This is a genomic window from Anaeromyxobacter sp. SG64 (genome assembly GCF_022690745.1).
GTDB classification, from domain to species: domain Bacteria; phylum Myxococcota; class Myxococcia; order Myxococcales; family Anaeromyxobacteraceae; genus Anaeromyxobacter; species Anaeromyxobacter soli.
On sequence record NZ_JALCZB010000006.1, the window covers coordinates 56,595 to 72,419 of the forward strand.

Annotated in this window: 16 protein-coding genes; 6 read left to right on the plus strand and 10 right to left on the minus strand. The window is 75.6% G+C overall.

The features are described from left to right. Positions 1-75: 75 nt before the first annotated feature. From MNZ29_RS03260 to MNZ29_RS03270, 3 genes are all read right to left on the minus strand, one after another. Positions 76-1,536, minus strand: a complete 1,461-nt coding sequence (locus MNZ29_RS03260) for a hypothetical protein (protein WP_242352829.1) — start codon at positions 1,534-1,536, stop codon at positions 76-78. Positions 1,537-2,002: 466 nt separating this feature from the next. Continuing rightward, positions 2,003-3,181 (minus strand): alanine--glyoxylate aminotransferase family protein, encoded by a 1,179-nt coding sequence (locus MNZ29_RS03265; RefSeq protein WP_242334899.1) that lies wholly within the window; start codon positions 3,179-3,181, stop codon positions 2,003-2,005. A 203-nt stretch (positions 3,182-3,384) separates the two neighbouring features. Then, entirely contained in the window at positions 3,385-4,116 is a 732-nt protein-coding gene (locus tag MNZ29_RS03270) for a 16S rRNA (uracil(1498)-N(3))-methyltransferase (protein WP_242334896.1), read from the minus strand. A gap of 92 nt (positions 4,117-4,208) precedes the next feature. Here MNZ29_RS03270 and MNZ29_RS03275 point away from each other — a divergent pair, with 92 nt between their 5' ends. From MNZ29_RS03275 to MNZ29_RS03285, 3 genes are all read left to right on the plus strand, one after another. Beyond that, on the plus strand, positions 4,209-4,541 hold the full coding sequence (locus MNZ29_RS03275) for a hypothetical protein (protein ID WP_242334893.1): 333 nt from the start codon (positions 4,209-4,211) through the stop codon (positions 4,539-4,541). 175 nt (positions 4,542-4,716) lie between these two features. Continuing rightward, entirely contained in the window at positions 4,717-5,067 is a 351-nt protein-coding gene (locus MNZ29_RS03280; RefSeq protein ID WP_242334877.1) for a hypothetical protein, read from the plus strand. Positions 5,068-5,219: 152 nt separating this feature from the next. Beyond that, positions 5,220-7,298: a GtrA family protein gene (locus tag MNZ29_RS03285; RefSeq protein WP_242334871.1), complete on the plus strand. Its 2,079-nt coding sequence runs from the start codon at positions 5,220-5,222 to the stop codon at positions 7,296-7,298. Between the two features lie 81 nt (positions 7,299-7,379). On the opposite strand, the gene MNZ29_RS03290 is transcribed toward MNZ29_RS03285, so the two are convergent. From MNZ29_RS03290 to MNZ29_RS03300, 3 genes are all read right to left on the minus strand, one after another. Further along, positions 7,380-7,967, minus strand: coding sequence for a cytochrome c3 family protein (locus MNZ29_RS03290; RefSeq protein WP_242334870.1), 588 nt, complete (start codon positions 7,965-7,967; stop codon positions 7,380-7,382). A gap of 118 nt (positions 7,968-8,085) precedes the next feature. Continuing rightward, positions 8,086-8,727: a trimeric intracellular cation channel family protein gene (locus MNZ29_RS03295; protein WP_242334869.1), complete on the minus strand. Its 642-nt coding sequence runs from the start codon at positions 8,725-8,727 to the stop codon at positions 8,086-8,088. A gap of 39 nt (positions 8,728-8,766) precedes the next feature. After that, on the minus strand, positions 8,767-9,192 hold the full coding sequence (locus tag MNZ29_RS03300; RefSeq protein ID WP_242334867.1) for a CBS domain-containing protein: 426 nt from the start codon (positions 9,190-9,192) through the stop codon (positions 8,767-8,769). Positions 9,193-9,339: 147 nt separating this feature from the next. On the opposite strand from MNZ29_RS03300, the gene MNZ29_RS03305 reads away from it, so the two are divergent. After that, positions 9,340-10,071, plus strand: a complete 732-nt coding sequence (locus MNZ29_RS03305; protein ID WP_242334864.1) for an RNA methyltransferase — start codon at positions 9,340-9,342, stop codon at positions 10,069-10,071. Positions 10,072-10,086: 15 nt separating this feature from the next. On the opposite strand, the gene MNZ29_RS03310 is transcribed toward MNZ29_RS03305, so the two are convergent. Next, on the minus strand, positions 10,087-10,953 hold the full coding sequence (locus MNZ29_RS03310) for a PfkB family carbohydrate kinase (RefSeq protein WP_242334861.1): 867 nt from the start codon (positions 10,951-10,953) through the stop codon (positions 10,087-10,089). A 131-nt stretch (positions 10,954-11,084) separates the two neighbouring features. Further along, positions 11,085-11,681: a methyltransferase gene (locus MNZ29_RS03315; RefSeq protein WP_242352831.1), complete on the minus strand. Its 597-nt coding sequence runs from the start codon at positions 11,679-11,681 to the stop codon at positions 11,085-11,087. Positions 11,682-11,879: 198 nt separating this feature from the next. On the opposite strand from MNZ29_RS03315, the gene MNZ29_RS03320 reads away from it, so the two are divergent. Continuing rightward, the gene (locus tag MNZ29_RS03320; RefSeq protein ID WP_242334856.1) at positions 11,880-12,173 is read left to right on the plus strand and encodes a hypothetical protein; all 294 of its coding nucleotides are present in this window, start codon (positions 11,880-11,882) and stop codon (positions 12,171-12,173) included. A gap of 60 nt (positions 12,174-12,233) precedes the next feature. Beyond that, positions 12,234-12,596 carry a PilZ domain-containing protein gene (locus MNZ29_RS03325; RefSeq protein ID WP_242334853.1) on the plus strand — a complete coding sequence of 121 codons (363 nt, stop codon included), beginning with the start codon at positions 12,234-12,236 and terminating at the stop codon, positions 12,594-12,596. A gap of 89 nt (positions 12,597-12,685) precedes the next feature. On the opposite strand, the gene MNZ29_RS03330 is transcribed toward MNZ29_RS03325, so the two are convergent. Both MNZ29_RS03330 and MNZ29_RS03335 read right to left on the minus strand, forming a co-directional pair. After that, positions 12,686-14,194, minus strand: coding sequence for a DUF3482 domain-containing protein (locus MNZ29_RS03330; protein ID WP_242334850.1), 1,509 nt, complete (start codon positions 14,192-14,194; stop codon positions 12,686-12,688). After that, positions 14,191-15,684, minus strand: a complete 1,494-nt coding sequence (locus MNZ29_RS03335; RefSeq protein ID WP_242334847.1) for a DUF2868 domain-containing protein — start codon at positions 15,682-15,684, stop codon at positions 14,191-14,193. The genes MNZ29_RS03330 and MNZ29_RS03335 overlap by 4 nt, the downstream gene beginning before the upstream one ends. Between the last annotated feature and the right edge of the window lie 141 nt (positions 15,685-15,825).

Here is a 15,825-nt window from a genome sequence, read left to right on the forward strand (position 1 = left end):
GGAGCGCGCGAGACGCTCGGGCCGCCCGGACGGCCCGAGCCAGGCTGGGGGCGGCCAGCAGGCCGCGAGGGCCCGCTAGCCCGCCACGCCGAACCGCTCGGACGAGCGCTCGAGCCGGCGCACCGGACGGACGAGCGCGTCGTGTGTCGCGCCGGTGGCGAGCCGCAGGAAGGCGTAGCGGTCGAGCTCGAGCGCGCCCGCGAGCGACTCGGCGAGCCGCTCGAGGCGCCGCGCCTCGAGCCGGCTGCGCTCGCTCGAGGCCCGCTCGGCATTCACCGCGCTCTGCTCGAGGGCGCGGATGCGGCGGCGGGCGTCGGCGCGGTCGGACTCGATCCGCTCCAGGTCGGCGCGGGCCTGCTCGACGATCTCGATCCGGCGCGCGCGCTCGGAGACGTCGCGGGCGAGGGCGCGATCCCAGGCGAGGGCCGCGTCGAGGGCGGCGTCGCGGGTGGCCTGGAGGCGCCCCGCGACCCGGACGAGGAGGGCGCCCGCGAAGGGGACGATGGCGAGGAGCGCCACATGGGCGAGCCGGTTGGGCGCGGTCGCGGCGGCGGCGACGCCTCCGGCGAGGAGCGCCGCGAGGAGCGCCGCGGTGCCGCCGAGGCCCCGCCGGCTCGCGCCGTCCGGGCGATCGAGCTGGGCGGCGCGGTCGAGCGAGACGGCCGCGAACGCGAACACGGCGGCGGCGGCGCCGAGCGCGAAGACGAGCGCCATGCCCACCGGGACGGGCGACGCGTTCAACGCCTCGACGATGCTCGCCGGGTCGACGCCTTGCGCGGACAGGATCGGGCCGGAGAAGAAGAAGGCCTCGGCGACCACCAGCGCCAGCACGAAGCCCCGCAGGATCGCGGCGGGCGCTGGAGACGGGACGGGCGGCCGTCCGAGCTGCTCGGGGGTCGCGTCCACGGTGGCGGGGGCGGGCACCTTGCCCGCGGCGAGATCGTCGGCGAGGGCGCGCGCGAGCGTGTCGGCGCGGGAGCGCGCGGCCTCGGCGCGCGCGTCGAGCGCGGCGAGCGCGGCCAGCGCCTCGCGGATCTCCTGCGCCGCGAACGGGCCCTCGCGCTCGACGAGGGCCTTCATCCAGCGGGTCTGGTCGTCCGTGCGGGGCTGCGCGGCGTACGACGCGGCGTACGACGCGCCGTAGGTGGCCGGGATGGCGGGTGCCGCGTGGACGCGGGCGCGCACCACCGGCTCGCCGCCCTCCACGTCGACGACGACCGGCAGGTCCTCGAGCGTGACGGGGAGCCGCGAGGCGTACTTCGCGAGGCGGTTGCGGAGGAAGTCCTCGAGCCGGACACCCGAGCGGACCGCGAGGCGCGCCTCGACCGCGACGTCGAGCCGCGACCGCGAGACCTTCACGTCGGGCAGCGGCTTCGGCATCTTCGCCGCGGCGCGGGCTGCGGCGCGCCGCCGCGACGCCTCGAGGGCGAGGTCGAGCGCTCGGCGCCAGGCCGGACCCTTCCGCCGCTTGAACTCCGCCACGAGGCCGACGTTGTCGTCACCGACGTGCATGGACTCGATGCCTCCGTTCCCCACCCGTCGCCGAACCTATGGAGGGCAAGCGAGCCCTGGAAGCCAACCCGGCGGGGCGAGCCTGGAGGGGCTCGGTGGAGAGACGTACGGGCGGCGCAGGAGGGCAAAAACCGAGCGTGCCCTCGCCCGCGCGAGCGCTTCGGATCGCGACGCGCGAATACGAAATGATCGCAGCGGCGCAAGGAGAATCGGAGGGGATCACCCCTCGCGTGCGCGCGCGGCCGATCGCTCGGGCCTGTGACGGGGGCTTGCCGGCATCCTCGCTCTGCCAGGTTCACTGCGAGCGCCCGCCCGGTGCCGTGGGAATTAGGGGAACGGGCGGGCGGTCGCTCCAGGGTCGGCGGGAAGGGGGACGACGGGCGGGGGAGCGGGGGGCGCCGGCGTTCGATGGCGACCCGACGCCCGGAAGCGTACGCCCCCGACCCGAGCCAGCCGGGCGGGGGCGATCGTTCGTCGCGAATGGGCCGAGCTACCCGCGCGCGTAGACCTCGAGCGCGGCGGACGTCGCGGTGCCCGGCTTCGGCCCCTTGCCCTGCTTCGCGAGGGCCTGCTCGATCGCGGCGAGGACCACGAGGACGCTCTCCTGCCGCGAGCCCTCGCCCATGAGGCCGATGCGCCACACCTTGCCCGCGAGCGGACCGAGGCCGCCGCCGATCTCGATGCCGTGGTCGGCGAGGAGGGACTTGCGGACCGCTGCCTCCTCGATCCCGGCCGGGACCTGCACGCAGTTCAGCGTCGGGAGCCGGCGCCCCTCCTGCGCCTGCGGCGAGCACCCCAGCGCGGCGAGGCCCGCCATCAGCGCGGCCGAGTGGCGGCGGTGGCGCGCGAAGCGCGCCTCGAGCCCCTCCTCGTGGACGATCCGGAGCGCCTCGCGGAGCGCGTAGACCATGCTGATGGGCGCGGTGTGGTGGTAGGCGCGCTTCCCCTCCGCCCAGTAGTCCGCGATCATCGACGCGTCGAGGTACCAGCTCTGCACCTTGGTCTTGCGCGCGCGGAGCGCGTCGAGCGCGCGCGGCGAGAGGGTGAGCGGCGCGAGCCCGGGCGGGCAGGAGAGGCACTTCTGGGTGCCGGAGTAGCACGCGTCGATCTCCCACGCGTCCACCTCCACCGGCACGCCGCCCAGCGAGGTGACGGTGTCCGCGACGAGGAGCGCGCCGTGGGCGTGGCAGAGCTTGCCGAGCCCCTCGAGCGGCTGGTGCGCGCCGGTCGAGGTCTCGGCGTGGACGATGCCGACGGCCTTCACCTGCTCCTTCTTCAGCGCCTCCTCGACCCGTCCGAGGTCGCAGGTCTGGCCCCACGGGATCTCGATCTTCACGAGCTTCGCGCCGCAGCGGCCGACGATGTCGGCCATGCGGTTGCCGAAGACGCCAGCCGCGACGACGACGACCGTGTCGCCGGGCTCGACGACGTTCACGAGCGCAGCCTCCATGCCGGCCGACCCGGTGCCCGACAGGGCGATCGTGAACGGGTTCTGGGTCCGGAACGCGGCGCGGAGCTGGCCCTGGACCTCGTTCATGATCTCCAGGAACTTCGGGTCGAGGTGACCGAGCAGCGGCGTCGACATGGCGCGCAGCACGCGCGGGTGGACGGGGCTCGGCCCGGGGCCGAGGAGGAGGCGGGCGGGCGGCGACAGCTCGGGGACGTTCATGTCGGGGACCTCGTGGTTGCGGGCGCGCGGCGGCGAGCGGCGCGCCTCTTCGAGAGCGCGAATCGGATACAGATACACCAGCGGGAGATTCGCGGCCCAGGGGTCATGGGGGCTCTGCGGGCCCGATCGTCCGGCCGGGGGAGGGGCGCACGCGCGCGGACGGTGGAGCGGGCTCTCGCGCTCGGGTCCGACCGCGGGGTGGATCATCCGCCCCGCAGCCAGAGCTCCACCTGTCCCACCGCGTAGGGCACCGCCGCGTCGACGCGCAGCACGCGAGGCCCGAGCGAGAACGGCTCGAAGCCGCGCGCGCGGAGCGCCTCGGCCTCGTAGGGCGTCCAGCCGCCCTCCGGACCGATGGCGACGCAGGCCCGCTCGGAGAGCGGCGTGAGCGTCTCGAGCGGCGCGCTCCCGGCCGGATGCGCGAGGAGCCGCGACCGCTCGGGGAACGTCGCGTCGAGCTCGTCCTCCACGAACGGCTTGAAGAAGCGCCGGAGCGACACCTCGGGGAGGATCGTGTCCTTCCCCTGCTCGAGGCCGAGGACGAGCTCCGCGCGGATCGCCTCGGGCGCGAGGACCGGCGAGCCGAAGTAGCTCTTCTCGACGCGGTAGCTGCCGAGGAGCACGAGCCGCTTCACGCCCATGGAGGCGACCGCCTGCAGGACGCGGCGGAGGATCTTCGGGCGCGGCACCGCCGCGAGGAGCGTCACCTTCGCGGGCGGCGGCGGGGCGCGGTCGAGGCGCGGCGCGATCACCACCTCGGTGCCGGAGGCGTGGAGCACCTCCGCCTCTCCCATGCGACCGCCGACGACGCCCGCCTGGATCCGATCGCCCGCGACGGCGCGCAGGACCTCGCGGACGTGCAGCGCGCGGCGGCCGGACAGGCGGGCGACGCCGTCCGCCGCAAGCTCGGAGGGCTCGAGGAGGAGGAGGTTCACGGGAGCGCCAGACTACACCGCGCCGGCTCCGGCGCACCGCGCGCGGAGCCCCGGCCGGGCGCCGGGCCGGACGACCGGGTACAATCCTCTCGATGCCCGCTGATGCCGCCGCGTCCTGGACCCTCATCTCCGTCCTCTTCTCGTCCATCCCGCTCTCCGATTCGCTCGCCGCGGCGCTGCACGACGCGGCGGTGGAGCTGTACCGGCGCGACGACTCCGTGGGGCAGGTCGCGGGCGATCTCGCGAACGGCCGGGTCGTCAACCTGAAGCGGACGATGCAGCTCGGCGCGATCACGGGCCCCGCGTTCGAGGCGAAGCTCGACACCGAGCGCGGCGCCGGGACGGTCCGGTACCTGCTCACGCGCCAGGGCCTCGAGCTGCTCGGCCTCTCCGGCGAGCGGCCGCGCGGCGGCTATCTGAACTGAGTCAGCTTCAACGGGGCCCGCGCTCCGGCCCCGCCGGTTCGGCGCGGGACCCGCCCGGGCCGGCGCACTCCGCGCGCGGTGGCGTGTCGCCCGACATCGCCTCACCGGCACGCCTGCGCCGTACCTCGGTCGCGCGACCGGCCCGCGCGCGCGCGCGGGGTAGGCTCGCGAGTCGATGCCCTCGAGCAGGCGAGTCCTCCTCATCGAGCAAGACGCGGCGGTGCGCGCGTCGCTCTCCACGGCGCTCACCGGGCGCGGGGCGGAGGTCGTCGTCGCGAGCGACGGCGAGGACGGGCTCGCCAGGCTCGCCTGCGGCGAAGCGCCGGCGGTGGTGCTCCTCGGTCTTCACCCGCCACGCCGCGGGGACGACGCGTTCATGCGGGCGATCCGCGCCGATCCGCGCTACGCCGACGTCCCGGTCATCACGATGGCCGGCGACGGGCCCCACCGTAGGGGGCCCACGCCCTTCGACGTCGACGACGTGCTCGCGCTCGTGCTGTCGCTCTGCGATCCCGATCGCGCCTGAGCGAGCGCACGGCGGTCGCCGACGTTGGCGCGTGCGCGCCGCGCGAACGCTCGCGCTGCTGCCGAGAAACCCTCATTGGGCTTGACGCCCCGTTACGGGCATGCCCTTCGGGAGCGTCGCTCCCAGCGTGAGCACCGGGAGGGGAATCCCCGATGAAGGGTCGTCTCGCGCGGTTCGCCCTGGTGGGGCTGTCCGGGGTCGGGGTGAACCTCGCCGCGCTGCACCTCTTCGCCGGCGTGCTCGGGATCCAGGAGGTCGTCGCCTCCGCCCTCGCCATCGAGACGAGCATCGTCACGAACTTCCTGCTGAACGACGCGTTCACGTTCCGCGATCGCCGCGAGCTCGGCGCGGGGGTGGTGAGCCGCCTCGTGCGCTACCACGCGGTGAGCCTGGCGGGCGGCGTGGTGCAGCTCGTGGTCTTCGGGCTCGCCGCGCTGGCGCTCATGCGGACCCTCGGCCGGGCGGAGCTCGGGGGCCTGCGGTACCTCGCCCAGAGCGCGGGCATCGCCCTCGCCTTCGCGGCGAACTACCTCGGGAGCCTCCGCTTCGCGTGGGGGCCGCCCGGGGCGGGCGCGCCGCGTCCGGCGCTGTCGCTGCGGCGACCGGGGGCCTGGATCGCCCCCACGATCTTCGCCGGGATCCTCGTCCTGCACATCCTGCCGATCTGGCTCGTTCACTACTTCCCGACCCAGGACGGACCGCTGCACGTCGAGAACGTCCTCTCGCTCATGCGCTACCGTCACTCGCCGCTCCTGCAGCACTGGTACCTCGCGAACTGGGGCGCGCAGCCGAACTGGCTCACGCAGGCGCTCCTCGCCGGGCTCCTGCAGGTCGTCGGCCCGCTCACGGGCGAGAAGCTCGTGCTGACCGGCTACACGGTGCTCTTCCCGCTGGGCTTCCGGGCCCTGCTCCCGCCGGGTCGCGACGGGTGGTGGGCCGCGCTCGCCGCGTTCCCGTTCGTGCACGCGTTCCCCTTCCAGATGGGCTTCTGGAACTTCTGCTACGGGCTCGCGCTGGCGCTCCTCACGGTGGGCTTCTGGCTGCGTAGCCGGGGCCGGCTCGGGCCCTCGCGCTGGCTCGTGCTCGCGCTCCTCTCGGTGCTGCTCTTCCTCGCCCACTCGGTCGCGTTCGCGGGCGCGGGCCTCGCCATCGGGGTCCTCCTGGCCTGGCGCCTCGCCCTCGCGGTCCGCCGCTCCCGCGGGCACGCGGCGCGCCGCCGGCTCGTCGTGCGCGGCTACGCGGTGCGCGCCGGCGCCGTCGCGCTCGCGGCGCTGCCCGGGGCGGCCCTCCTCGGCGCCTGGCTCGTCGCGCACTCGGATCGCGCGTCCTCGCGCCTCCCGATCTACGAGCTCGCGGCCAAGCTCGCGACCGCGTACGCGCTCGTCTCGATCGACCGGCGCGAGATCCTCCTCGCGTGCCTGGTGTCGCTCGTCCTGTTCATCGGCGTGGTGCACCTCGCCCTCGTGCGCGCCACCTCGACGCGCGCGTTCCGGCCGCACGACGGCTGGCTCCTCGCCGCGGTGGCGTTCGCGATCGCGTACTTCGCGGTCCCGGAGGTCGTGGCGGCGGGCGCGCACGTGTCCGACCGGTTCGCGCTGTTCACCTTCCTCTGCGTGGCCGCCTGGATCGCCACCGGCGCGGCGCCCGCCATCGCCGTGCGGCGCCTCGCCCTGGCGCTCGCGGGGATCGCGGTAGTGGCGACGGGCCTCCGCTACGAGAAGCAGCGCCAGATCTCCGCCTACGTCGAGGAGTACGTCGCGGCGGCGGCCGGCCTCGGCCCGGACCGCGTGCTCCTGCCGGTCGCCATCTCGCCCTACGGCCCCGTCGACGAGAACGGCCGCAACCTCGGCTACCGCGTGAAGCCGCTCCTGCACGCGACCGGCTGGGTGGTGGCGCGCAACGGCGGGGTGGACCTCAAGAACAGCCAGGCGTTCACCGATCACTGTCCGCTGCGGTTCCCCGACGATCACAACCCGTTCCTCATGCTCGCCGGCTCGCTCGCGAAGATGGAAGGGACGCCCCCGTGCATCGACCTGCGCGCGGCCGTGGCGGCGCAGGTGGACTACGTCCTCGTGTACGGCGTCACCCCCGACGCGCTCGCGAGCCCGTGCGGCGCGCGGATGGCGCTCGACCTGCGGTCGCGCTACGAGCCCATCGCCCACTCGGCGAGCGGCATGCTCGAGATCTGGCGGCCCAGGCCCGAGGGCGCGCAGCACGCGCAGTACCCCTGACGGCGACCGCCCCCCGCAGACGACGAGGCCCCCCGGCGCGTCGCGCCGGAGGGCCTCGAACGGCTCACGAAAGAGCGGATGCTACTTCTTCGCGGGCGCGGCCGCGGGCTTCGCGGGCGCGGCCGCCGCGGGCGCAGCGCCGCCGGCGCGCTGATCCATCGAGGTGAAGACGACCGCCTTCTTCGCCACGACCTTCCCGTCGGCCTTGGCCGAGTGGCAGACGGCGCAGAACGCGTCCATGCTCTGGCCCTTCGCCGTGTCGACGCGGAGGTACTTGTAGTTGGCGTTCGACGGGTGCGGGTCGTGGCAGCCGACGCACTCGAACCGGCCGTCGCGGAGGAGGTCGCCGGGGACGTTCGCGACCTTCGGGTTCACCGAGGTGAGGCCGTAGGGGTGGCTCATGTGGCCGGACACCGGGGCGTAACCCTGGCCGCCCTTCGAGGTCTCCTCGTGGCAGCCGAGGCAGAGCGCCGTCGATCCGGTGTATGCAGCCTTCGTGCGGGGGTTCTGCGCCACCTTGTTCGGCGCCACGGCGAAGATGACATCGCCCTTCGCCGTGTGGATGCCGTGGCAGCCGTTGCAGCCGACGCCGTCGTGCCCGCCGAAGGCGAACGCGGAGATGGGCAGCGCGGCCGCGAGGGAGAGGACGAGGATTCGAACGCCGTTCATGTGAAGCTCCTGATGCGTACCGCGGGTTGACACCCTCGATGGGTGCGAAAGCGCGCGGACTGTACGCAAACGGGTCGCCTGGCTGCCTTGATGGAGAGCAACCGGGCGAGCGCTCGGATCAGGGGCCGTGGTCGGGCTCGAACGCACCGGTGCGCCAGCCGAGCCGGATGGAGAGCAGACGTACCATGAACGCGAGACTTATCCCCGCGAACGCCGCCGTCTCCTCCGGCAGGCGGAGGCCGGCCGCGAGGGCGATGAAGCACAGCACGCCGGTGAGGGCGGCGAGGGCGTAGGCCTCGCCGGGCTTGAAGATGAGCGGCTCCTCGCGGACGAGGACGTCGCGCAGCATCCCGCCGCCCACCGCGTTCACGCAGCCGACGAGCGCCACGGAGACGAGCGGGAGGCCCGCGGCGAGCGATTTCTGCGCGCCCACCACCCCGTACACGCCGAGCCCGAGCGCGTCGATGACCACGATCGCGAGCCGGGCGCGCTGGAAGTGCCGCCCGAAGAACGCGCCGGCGAGGCCGCCGCCGAGCACGCCGAGCAGGTAGCGCCCGTCGGTGAGCACGGCGGGTGGCCCCTGCTGGAGGAACAGCCCGTCGCGGAGGAGCGCTCCGCCGAGCCCCGTCGCGATCGAGAGCACGAGGATGCCGACGAGATCGTAGCGCTTGCGGACCGCGGAGATCGCCCCCGTCACCGCGAACAGGAACGAGGCGGCGACGTCGAAGGCGATGGGGAGATGGAAGCCGCCGCGCAGCACGCGAGCTACTTAGCACGTCGGCGGAGGTGGAGCGCGCGGTCAGAGGGCGCCGAGCATCGGGTCGCGCGCGTGGCGGAGCACCTCCGCGGCGAGCGCGGTGCTCGCGTTCGCGATGTCCTCGACGGAGAGCATGCCGGAGAGGTGCCCGGCGCCGTCGAGCACGATGAGCCGCCGCACCGCGCACGCCTCCATCGCGTGCGCCGCCTCGGCGAGCTCGTCCTCCTCGGTGCAGGCGACGACCTGGGGCGTCATGGCCTCCCGGACGCGGGTGCGTCTCGGGTCTGCGCCCGCCGCGGTCGCCCGCACGGCGATGTCCCGATCGGTCACGATCCCCGAGAGCGTGCCGTCCTCGAGCACGGGGAGGGCGCCGACGCCGAGCTCCTTCATCTTCCGGGCGGCCGCGACCAGCGTCTCGTCCACGCCGATGGTCGCGGCGTTCCGGGTCATCACCTCGCGCACGCGCATCGTCTACCTCCTCGTGCATCGAACCTCACGCGGTCGCGCGGCGCGAGGGGGACCGTCGGGGCGCTCCGGTCGAGGCGGGCAACCCGCCGCGGACCCGCCGGCTCCGCCGGGCGAGCGAGCGGGCGAGGAGCCGTCGTACGATGCCCCATGCCCGAAGCGATGCCCGTCGTCCCCGCGCCGGTGCGGATCGTCCTGCTCCGGCCGCGGAACCCCGAGAACCTCGGCGCCGTCGCGCGCGCGATGAAGAACTTCGGGCTCGCCGACTGGGCCATCGCGGAGCTCGGGACGCACGACTTCGCGACGGCCCGCAGGGTGGCGGTGCACGCGGAGGACCTCCTCGACAGGCCTCGGCTCGTCCGGACGCTCGACGAGGCGGTCGCCGACTGCGCGTGGGTCGTCGGCACCAGCTCCCGGAGGGTGCGCGGCAAGCGGCGCCTCGCCCCCGCGGCGGTCGCGCGCGAGGCGCTCGAGCGCGCCCCGGCGGGGCGGACGGCGATCGTCTTCGGCGACGAGCGCAGCGGTCTCACGAACGACGAGGTCCTCCGTTGCCACGACCTGTCCTCCATCCCGACGGACGAGGCGCAACCCTCGGTGAACCTCGCCCAGGCGGTGCTCCTCTATGCCTACGAGCTCAGGCGGGCGGCGCTCGAGGCGCACGCGCGGGCTCCCACGTCCCCGCCCGCGGGCGCGACGGACGCGGAGCTCGGGAGCCTCGAGGCGGCGCTGCGCGCGGCGCTGCGGGCGGGCGGATTCCTCGCGGGACCGGAGCGGCACGCGGTGCGCGACCTCGTCGCTCCCCTGCGGCGCGCGCGGCTCACGCAGCGGGAGGCGAGGCTTTGGTCGGCGGCGCTGCGGACGCTGGGGAGGGGAGAGGGGTAGGTCGGGGTCTCGGTCTCACGTCCCCACCGGCACCCTCCTCGCGCGCTCCGCCGCCTCGCCGATCCGCGGCAGCGTTTCCCCTCCCACTCCCTCGACCACGATCGACGCCGCGGCCGCGCCGAGGCGCGCGGCCTCGACCGGGTCGTCACCGCGGGCGAGCGCGAGCAGGAAGGCGGCCGCGAACACGTCGCCGGCCCCGGTCGGATCGACCTCTCGCGTGGGGAACACCCCCACGACGAACGTGCGGTCGCGCGTCGTCACCGTGCAGCCGGCGGCGCCCCGCGTGAAGACGACGATCGGCACCGCCGCGGCGAGGCGCGCGAGGAGGTCGTCCTGGCCGGCGAGGTCGTCCTCTCCGACGAACGCGGCGGTCACGCCGGCGAGCTCGGCGGGCGCGAAGGACCAGCGCGGCTGCACGACGGTGCCGTCCGCCGCCACGGCGCGCACGAGCCCCTGGACGCCCAGCCCCACCACCCGTGCGCCGGCGACGTCGGCGAACGCACGCGGCGCCACCTCGCCGAGGACGGGCGCGAGGTGGAGCACGTCCGCGCCGCGCCAGGCCACGGGGAGGGTGGCCGGATCGAGCGGCGGGGCGGAGGCCTCGACCCGCTGCCGGCGGGCGCCGCCCGGCGCGTGCATGTTGACGAAGAGGGTCGTGCGCGCCGCGGGCGCGATGATGGACTCCACCCCGGCGAGCGCGCGCTCCGGATAGTCGGCGCCGGCGGCCGTGAGCACGCGCGCCCGGGCGCCGAGCGCGCGGAACGTGTGCGCCGCGTACCACGCCGATCCCCCCGGGACGAGCCGCCCGGCGACACGGTCGAGCGTCACGTGGCCGCAGACGACGGCGGCCGGCCGCGCCGCGGAGGTGGGCAGGTCGAGCATCGCGACGGAGCGTACCACCCGTCCCGGCGGTCGCGGCCACGCGAGCGGAGCCGCGCGACCCGTCCGCCGCGTGCCAGGTCACGCGCCGTCGATCGTCGGCCCGGGCCGCCGTACCGGCGAGCGGACGCGGGTCAGGGCAGGATCTCGAGCACGCGCGCGTGCCGGAGCGGGCCGTCCTCGATCTCCACCGTCGTCGGGACGTCGTAGGACGCCCGGACGGCGAAGCCCTCGCGCGGAGCGTAGGTGCGGCCCGCGTCGCCGGCGAGGACGCTCACGCCGCGCGCGGCGAGCCGGCGGAACCACGCGAGGCTCCTGGCGGCGAGCGACCGCTCGTAGAAGACGTCGCCCGCGAGCACCACCTCGACGCCGGGGAGCGGCGCCTCGATCGCATCGCCCGCGCGGAACTCCGGCGCGACCCCGTTCAGCGCAGCGTTCACCCGCACGGCCGCCTCGCAGAACGGGTCGAGGTCGAGCGCGAGGACCCGCGCCGCGCCGGCGCGCAGGGCCGCGATGGCGACGAGACCGCTGCCCGTCGCGAAGTCCGCCACCGAGCGTCCGCGAACGAGGTCGGGGTGGTCGAGCACGTGGCGCGCGAGCGCCTGGCCCCCCGCCCACGGGAACGCCCAGAACGGCGAGTCGTCCCAGCCCGCCAGCTCGGCCGCCGTCGCATGCCACAGCGGCGTCAGCTCGCTCGCCTGGTGAATCATGATCTCGGGGGCGAGGGGCACGGGCGCGGGCGCAGTGCGCTCCCGGACGAATTCGACGAGCTCTTCGAGCGTTCGCAAACGAGCACGGAACAGACCACGCCACCGCCGGCGCCTGCAACCCAGGCGGGCAGGGTGCGCCCACCTCGCCGCACCCGGAGGCGGCTCCCCTTGGGGCACTTGGTGGCTCGTCTGCCGTGACGGAGGTTGGCCGCAAGGGTCATGTGGACCGTCATTCGTTTCGCGCTCTCGGGAGCGGATCCTGCGCCGTACCGCGCGGCCTTCGACCTGCTCCGGCGCTCCGGCTTCCAGCCCCATCGCCGCCCCGAGGACGCCGGGACGTGCGAGGTCTTCCCCGCCTCCGTGGTCGCCGATCTGCTGCAGGATCCCGGCGTCGTCTCGCGGGCGATCTTCGAGGCGCTCGCGGGCGCGCGGCTGCGGCCGGTGATGGTGGCGGGCGCGCACGTGGAGGTGCGCGCTCGCGCACGCCCCGAGCCGCCCGTTGCGCCTCGCTGATCCATCGGGCGACGTTCGTCGATCGAGTGGCGGGCCGCTCCGGCGGCCGTGGAGGGCCTGATGGACGCACCCGACCGGCGGCGGTTCTCGCGCATCCCCTTCCACGCGGGCGTGGAGCTGCACGTGGAGCGCGGCACCGCGCCCGCGCGACTCCTCGACATCGGCCTCAAAGGCGCGCTCGTCGAGGTGGGCGAGGGGCTCGACGTCGAGCGCGGCGACCCGTGCGCGCTGGCGCTCCGGCTGGAAGGCGGTGAGGTGGTGATCCGGATGGACGGTGCCATCGCGCATCGCGAGGGGAGGCGCGTCGGCGTGCGCTGGTACGCGATCGACCTCGAGAGCATCGCCCACCTCCGCCGCCTCGTGGAGCTGAACGTCGGCAGCGACGTGCAGGGCGAGCTCGCGGCGCTGGTGGGGAGCGCGTAGGCGAGGCGCCTCGAGCAGGACCCGACCCTGAGACCCTCACTGCCCCGCATGGCCGCCGGCGCGTCGACGCGCGGGCGGACCTCGGCCGCTCACGGACCGTGAGGGAGAGCTTCCGCTGAGGGCTCCTCGCCCGGGATGGGATCGACCCGGCGGAGGATCCGGCCGATCGCGCGCTCGAGCTCGTCCCGCACCCAGCGCGGCGGGTCGTAGGGGTCGCGCCGGAGCCGGCGGAAGAGCGACTCGAGGCCGCGCCGCTCGCCGCGCGCGAACTCCGCGACGAGGCCGGCTCGGCCACCCCCCGCGCCGGCCGTCTCGACCGCGATGGGCCCGCGCCGCGCGTGCGTGCGGCGGACCACGCTGTCGTAGTGGAGGAGCGCGCGATCGAGGAGGACCCACGGGAAGTTCGGCTGCGCGTGCGGACCGATGCGGAAGCGGCGCGCGCCGGACCAGTAGCGCTGGACGTCGAGGAGGAGGCCGGGGATGCCGGGCGCGCCGATCGAGCGGACGCGCGCGTAGCGCCTCCCCACGCCGTACAGCGCGCCGCCGCCGCCGAGCGCGCCGCCGAGGACGGTGCCCGCGAAGATGCTCGCGCCCCCGACCGCCGCGTCCACCGCGCCGCCGATGGCCGCGCCGGCCAGCGCGCCGGCGGCGACGAGCTGCGCGGGAGAGAGCCCGAGCAGCTTCCAGGCCTCCTCGGCGAAGAGATCCTGGCGGTACACGGGCCGCTCGAGGCCGGGGCCCTCCTCGAACCGCGCCTCGCGGTGGCCGTACAGCGCCTCGACGCGGCGGCGCGCCTCCTCCTCGCGGGCGCGGAGCGCGTCGTGGAAGCTCCGCTCGAGGCGGTCGCGCTGCTCCTCGATCGCGGCCTCGTCCTCGACCGCGAGCTCCTCGGTGTGCGTGAGCGCGTCCACGAGGAGGCCGGAGACGAGGGCGGCCGCCTCCGCCCGGCGCCGGCCACGCTGGGCGACGAGCGCGGCGACCGCCTCGTCCACCGCCGCGCGCCAGTCGGGCCGCAGCTCCCGGAAGACCTGCAGGAGGTTCACCCGCTCCTCGAACGAGACCGAGAACGCGTCGAAGTCGCGCACGATCTTGAAGTGCTGGTCGAGCGCGCGGTGCCACTCGGCCGCGTGGTCCTCTGCGCCGATGCGGTTGACGAGCGCCATCCCGGGCCGGCCCGTCCAGCGGAGGATCTCCATCTCGGCGTCGTAGTTCGGCCGATACGGGTGCGTGCCGTCGACGACGTAGAGCACGCTCGCGCCCGCCAGGATCGGCGCGAGCAGGCGGCACTCCTCGACGAGCTCGGAGGTGCCCTCGAAGGCACGCACGAGCTCGGCGACGCGCGCGGGCCGCTCCGCCGCGCTCACCTCGCGAGCGCGCAGCCAGGCGAGGGCGCGCGGAGCGTCCTCGAACCCGGGCGTGTCGACGAGCACGAACAGGGTCCGCCCGTCCACGCGGACGGGGAACTCGCGCACCTCGGTGGTGGTCCCCGGGCGCGGGTCGATGCGCACCGAGTCGTCCTCGGCGAGCGTCGCGACGATGCTCGACTTGCCCTTGTTCACGCGGCCGACGACCGCGAAGCGCGGGACCTCCGGGGTCACGGCGCCCCCTGGAGAGGCTCGACCGCGAGGTACGGGTCCTCGAGCCGGGCGAGCCCGTCTCGCCAGGTGCGCACGCTCGCCTCCGTGGCCGGACCGACGCGGTCCTCCCTCACCTCCGCCACGAGCACGAGCAGGTGCCGCCGCGGGCCCAGGGCGCCGCGCAGCTCGCGCACGAGCCTCAAGGCCGCCCGATCCGGCGCCTCGAATCCCTCGGCGACCACCACCACCGGCTCCGCCCCGTCCACCGCGGCGAGCCACCTCGCGCCGAGCTCGTCGCGCCCGTCGCGCCCGCCGGCGGCGTGGACGCTCGCGATCTCGCGCCGGACCTGGCGGGCGATGGCCGCCTCGAGGGCGGGGTGCGCCGGGACGTCGCGCCAGAGCACCACCGCGCAGCGCGTGCCCGCGGGCGGCGCGACGCCCGGGACCGTCGCCGGGATCACCGCAGGCGGCGCGGCCTCGGGGAGGACGGCCCCGGTCTCGACGTGCGGCTCGGCGAGCCGGGCGAGGACGCGCGCGATCTCCGCGTCGTCGAGCGGAAGGCGGGCGAGCAGCCTCGCGGCGCGCAGGCGCGCGACCGCGAGCGCGACGGCGCGCGGGAGGAGGCCGTAGGTCGCGACGGCCGCGAGGAGGAAGCGCCACCACTCCCCGACGAGCGCCGGGTCCGCGGCACGGCCTGCCCCGGCGTGGAGGTAGGCGCCCTCGAGCCGCGAGTAGCGCGTCGCCTCCACCAGCGCGAGCGACGGCGCGGCGTCCGGCCAGAGCGACGCCCAGGGCCGCGCCAGCGCCGAGACGAGGGCGTGGAAGCGCGGCGCGTCGAGGTCCACGAGCGTCGTGCTCCACGCGAAGGCGATGTCGGAGAACACCACGAGGCGCAGGCACCCGAGGAGCGCCCCGACGTTGAAGGCGACGCCGAAGGTCTGCGTCGCGCCGAGCAGGAGCCACGGCTCCACGGAGTGGTACAGCGAGCGCCGGCTGCGCAGCCGGTGCCAGAGCGCGCGCCACTCCTCCGCGCGCGCCTGCCCCGCCGCGCGTCCGGCGAGGCGCGGGTAGAGGGCGCCGATCGCCTCGCGGAAGACGCCCACGAGCGGCGCGCCCAGCGTCGCGAGCGGGAAGAGGAACGCGGCGAGGAGGAACAGGAGCAGGAGCACCTGCGCGCCGACGAGGACGAGCAGCACGTCCCAGACGTTCACCGGGTGCTCGCCGGTGTAGCCGAGGAGCGCCGTCGCGGCGCCCCAGCCGAGCGCGAGCCCGATCGCCGCGAGCGCCAGCCGGACGCCGGCCAGGGCGCGGGACACCGTGCGGCCGGGGAAGAGGAGGCTCGGCTCGCGCTCGCGGAGCTGGGCGAGCCAGCGGGCGAGCACGTCCCCCCGGTCACCGGCGAGGGACGCTCCACGCATCGCCTCGCGGTCGCGCCGCTCGAGCGCGCCCGCGGGCGCGTCCCGATCGCGGGCGAGCTGGGCCTCGAGGTCGATGAGGTCGGCGAGCGTCACGGCAGGTCGCCGAGGGAACATAAGGGATCGGCGCGCCCGGGTCGCGCCTCGCGGGTGCGCTCGACCCGGGTCGCGCTGCCCGCACCGAGCCCCGACCTCGCCCGCGCCGCTCGAGCCGGGCAGGGCGCCAGGAAAAGCGGC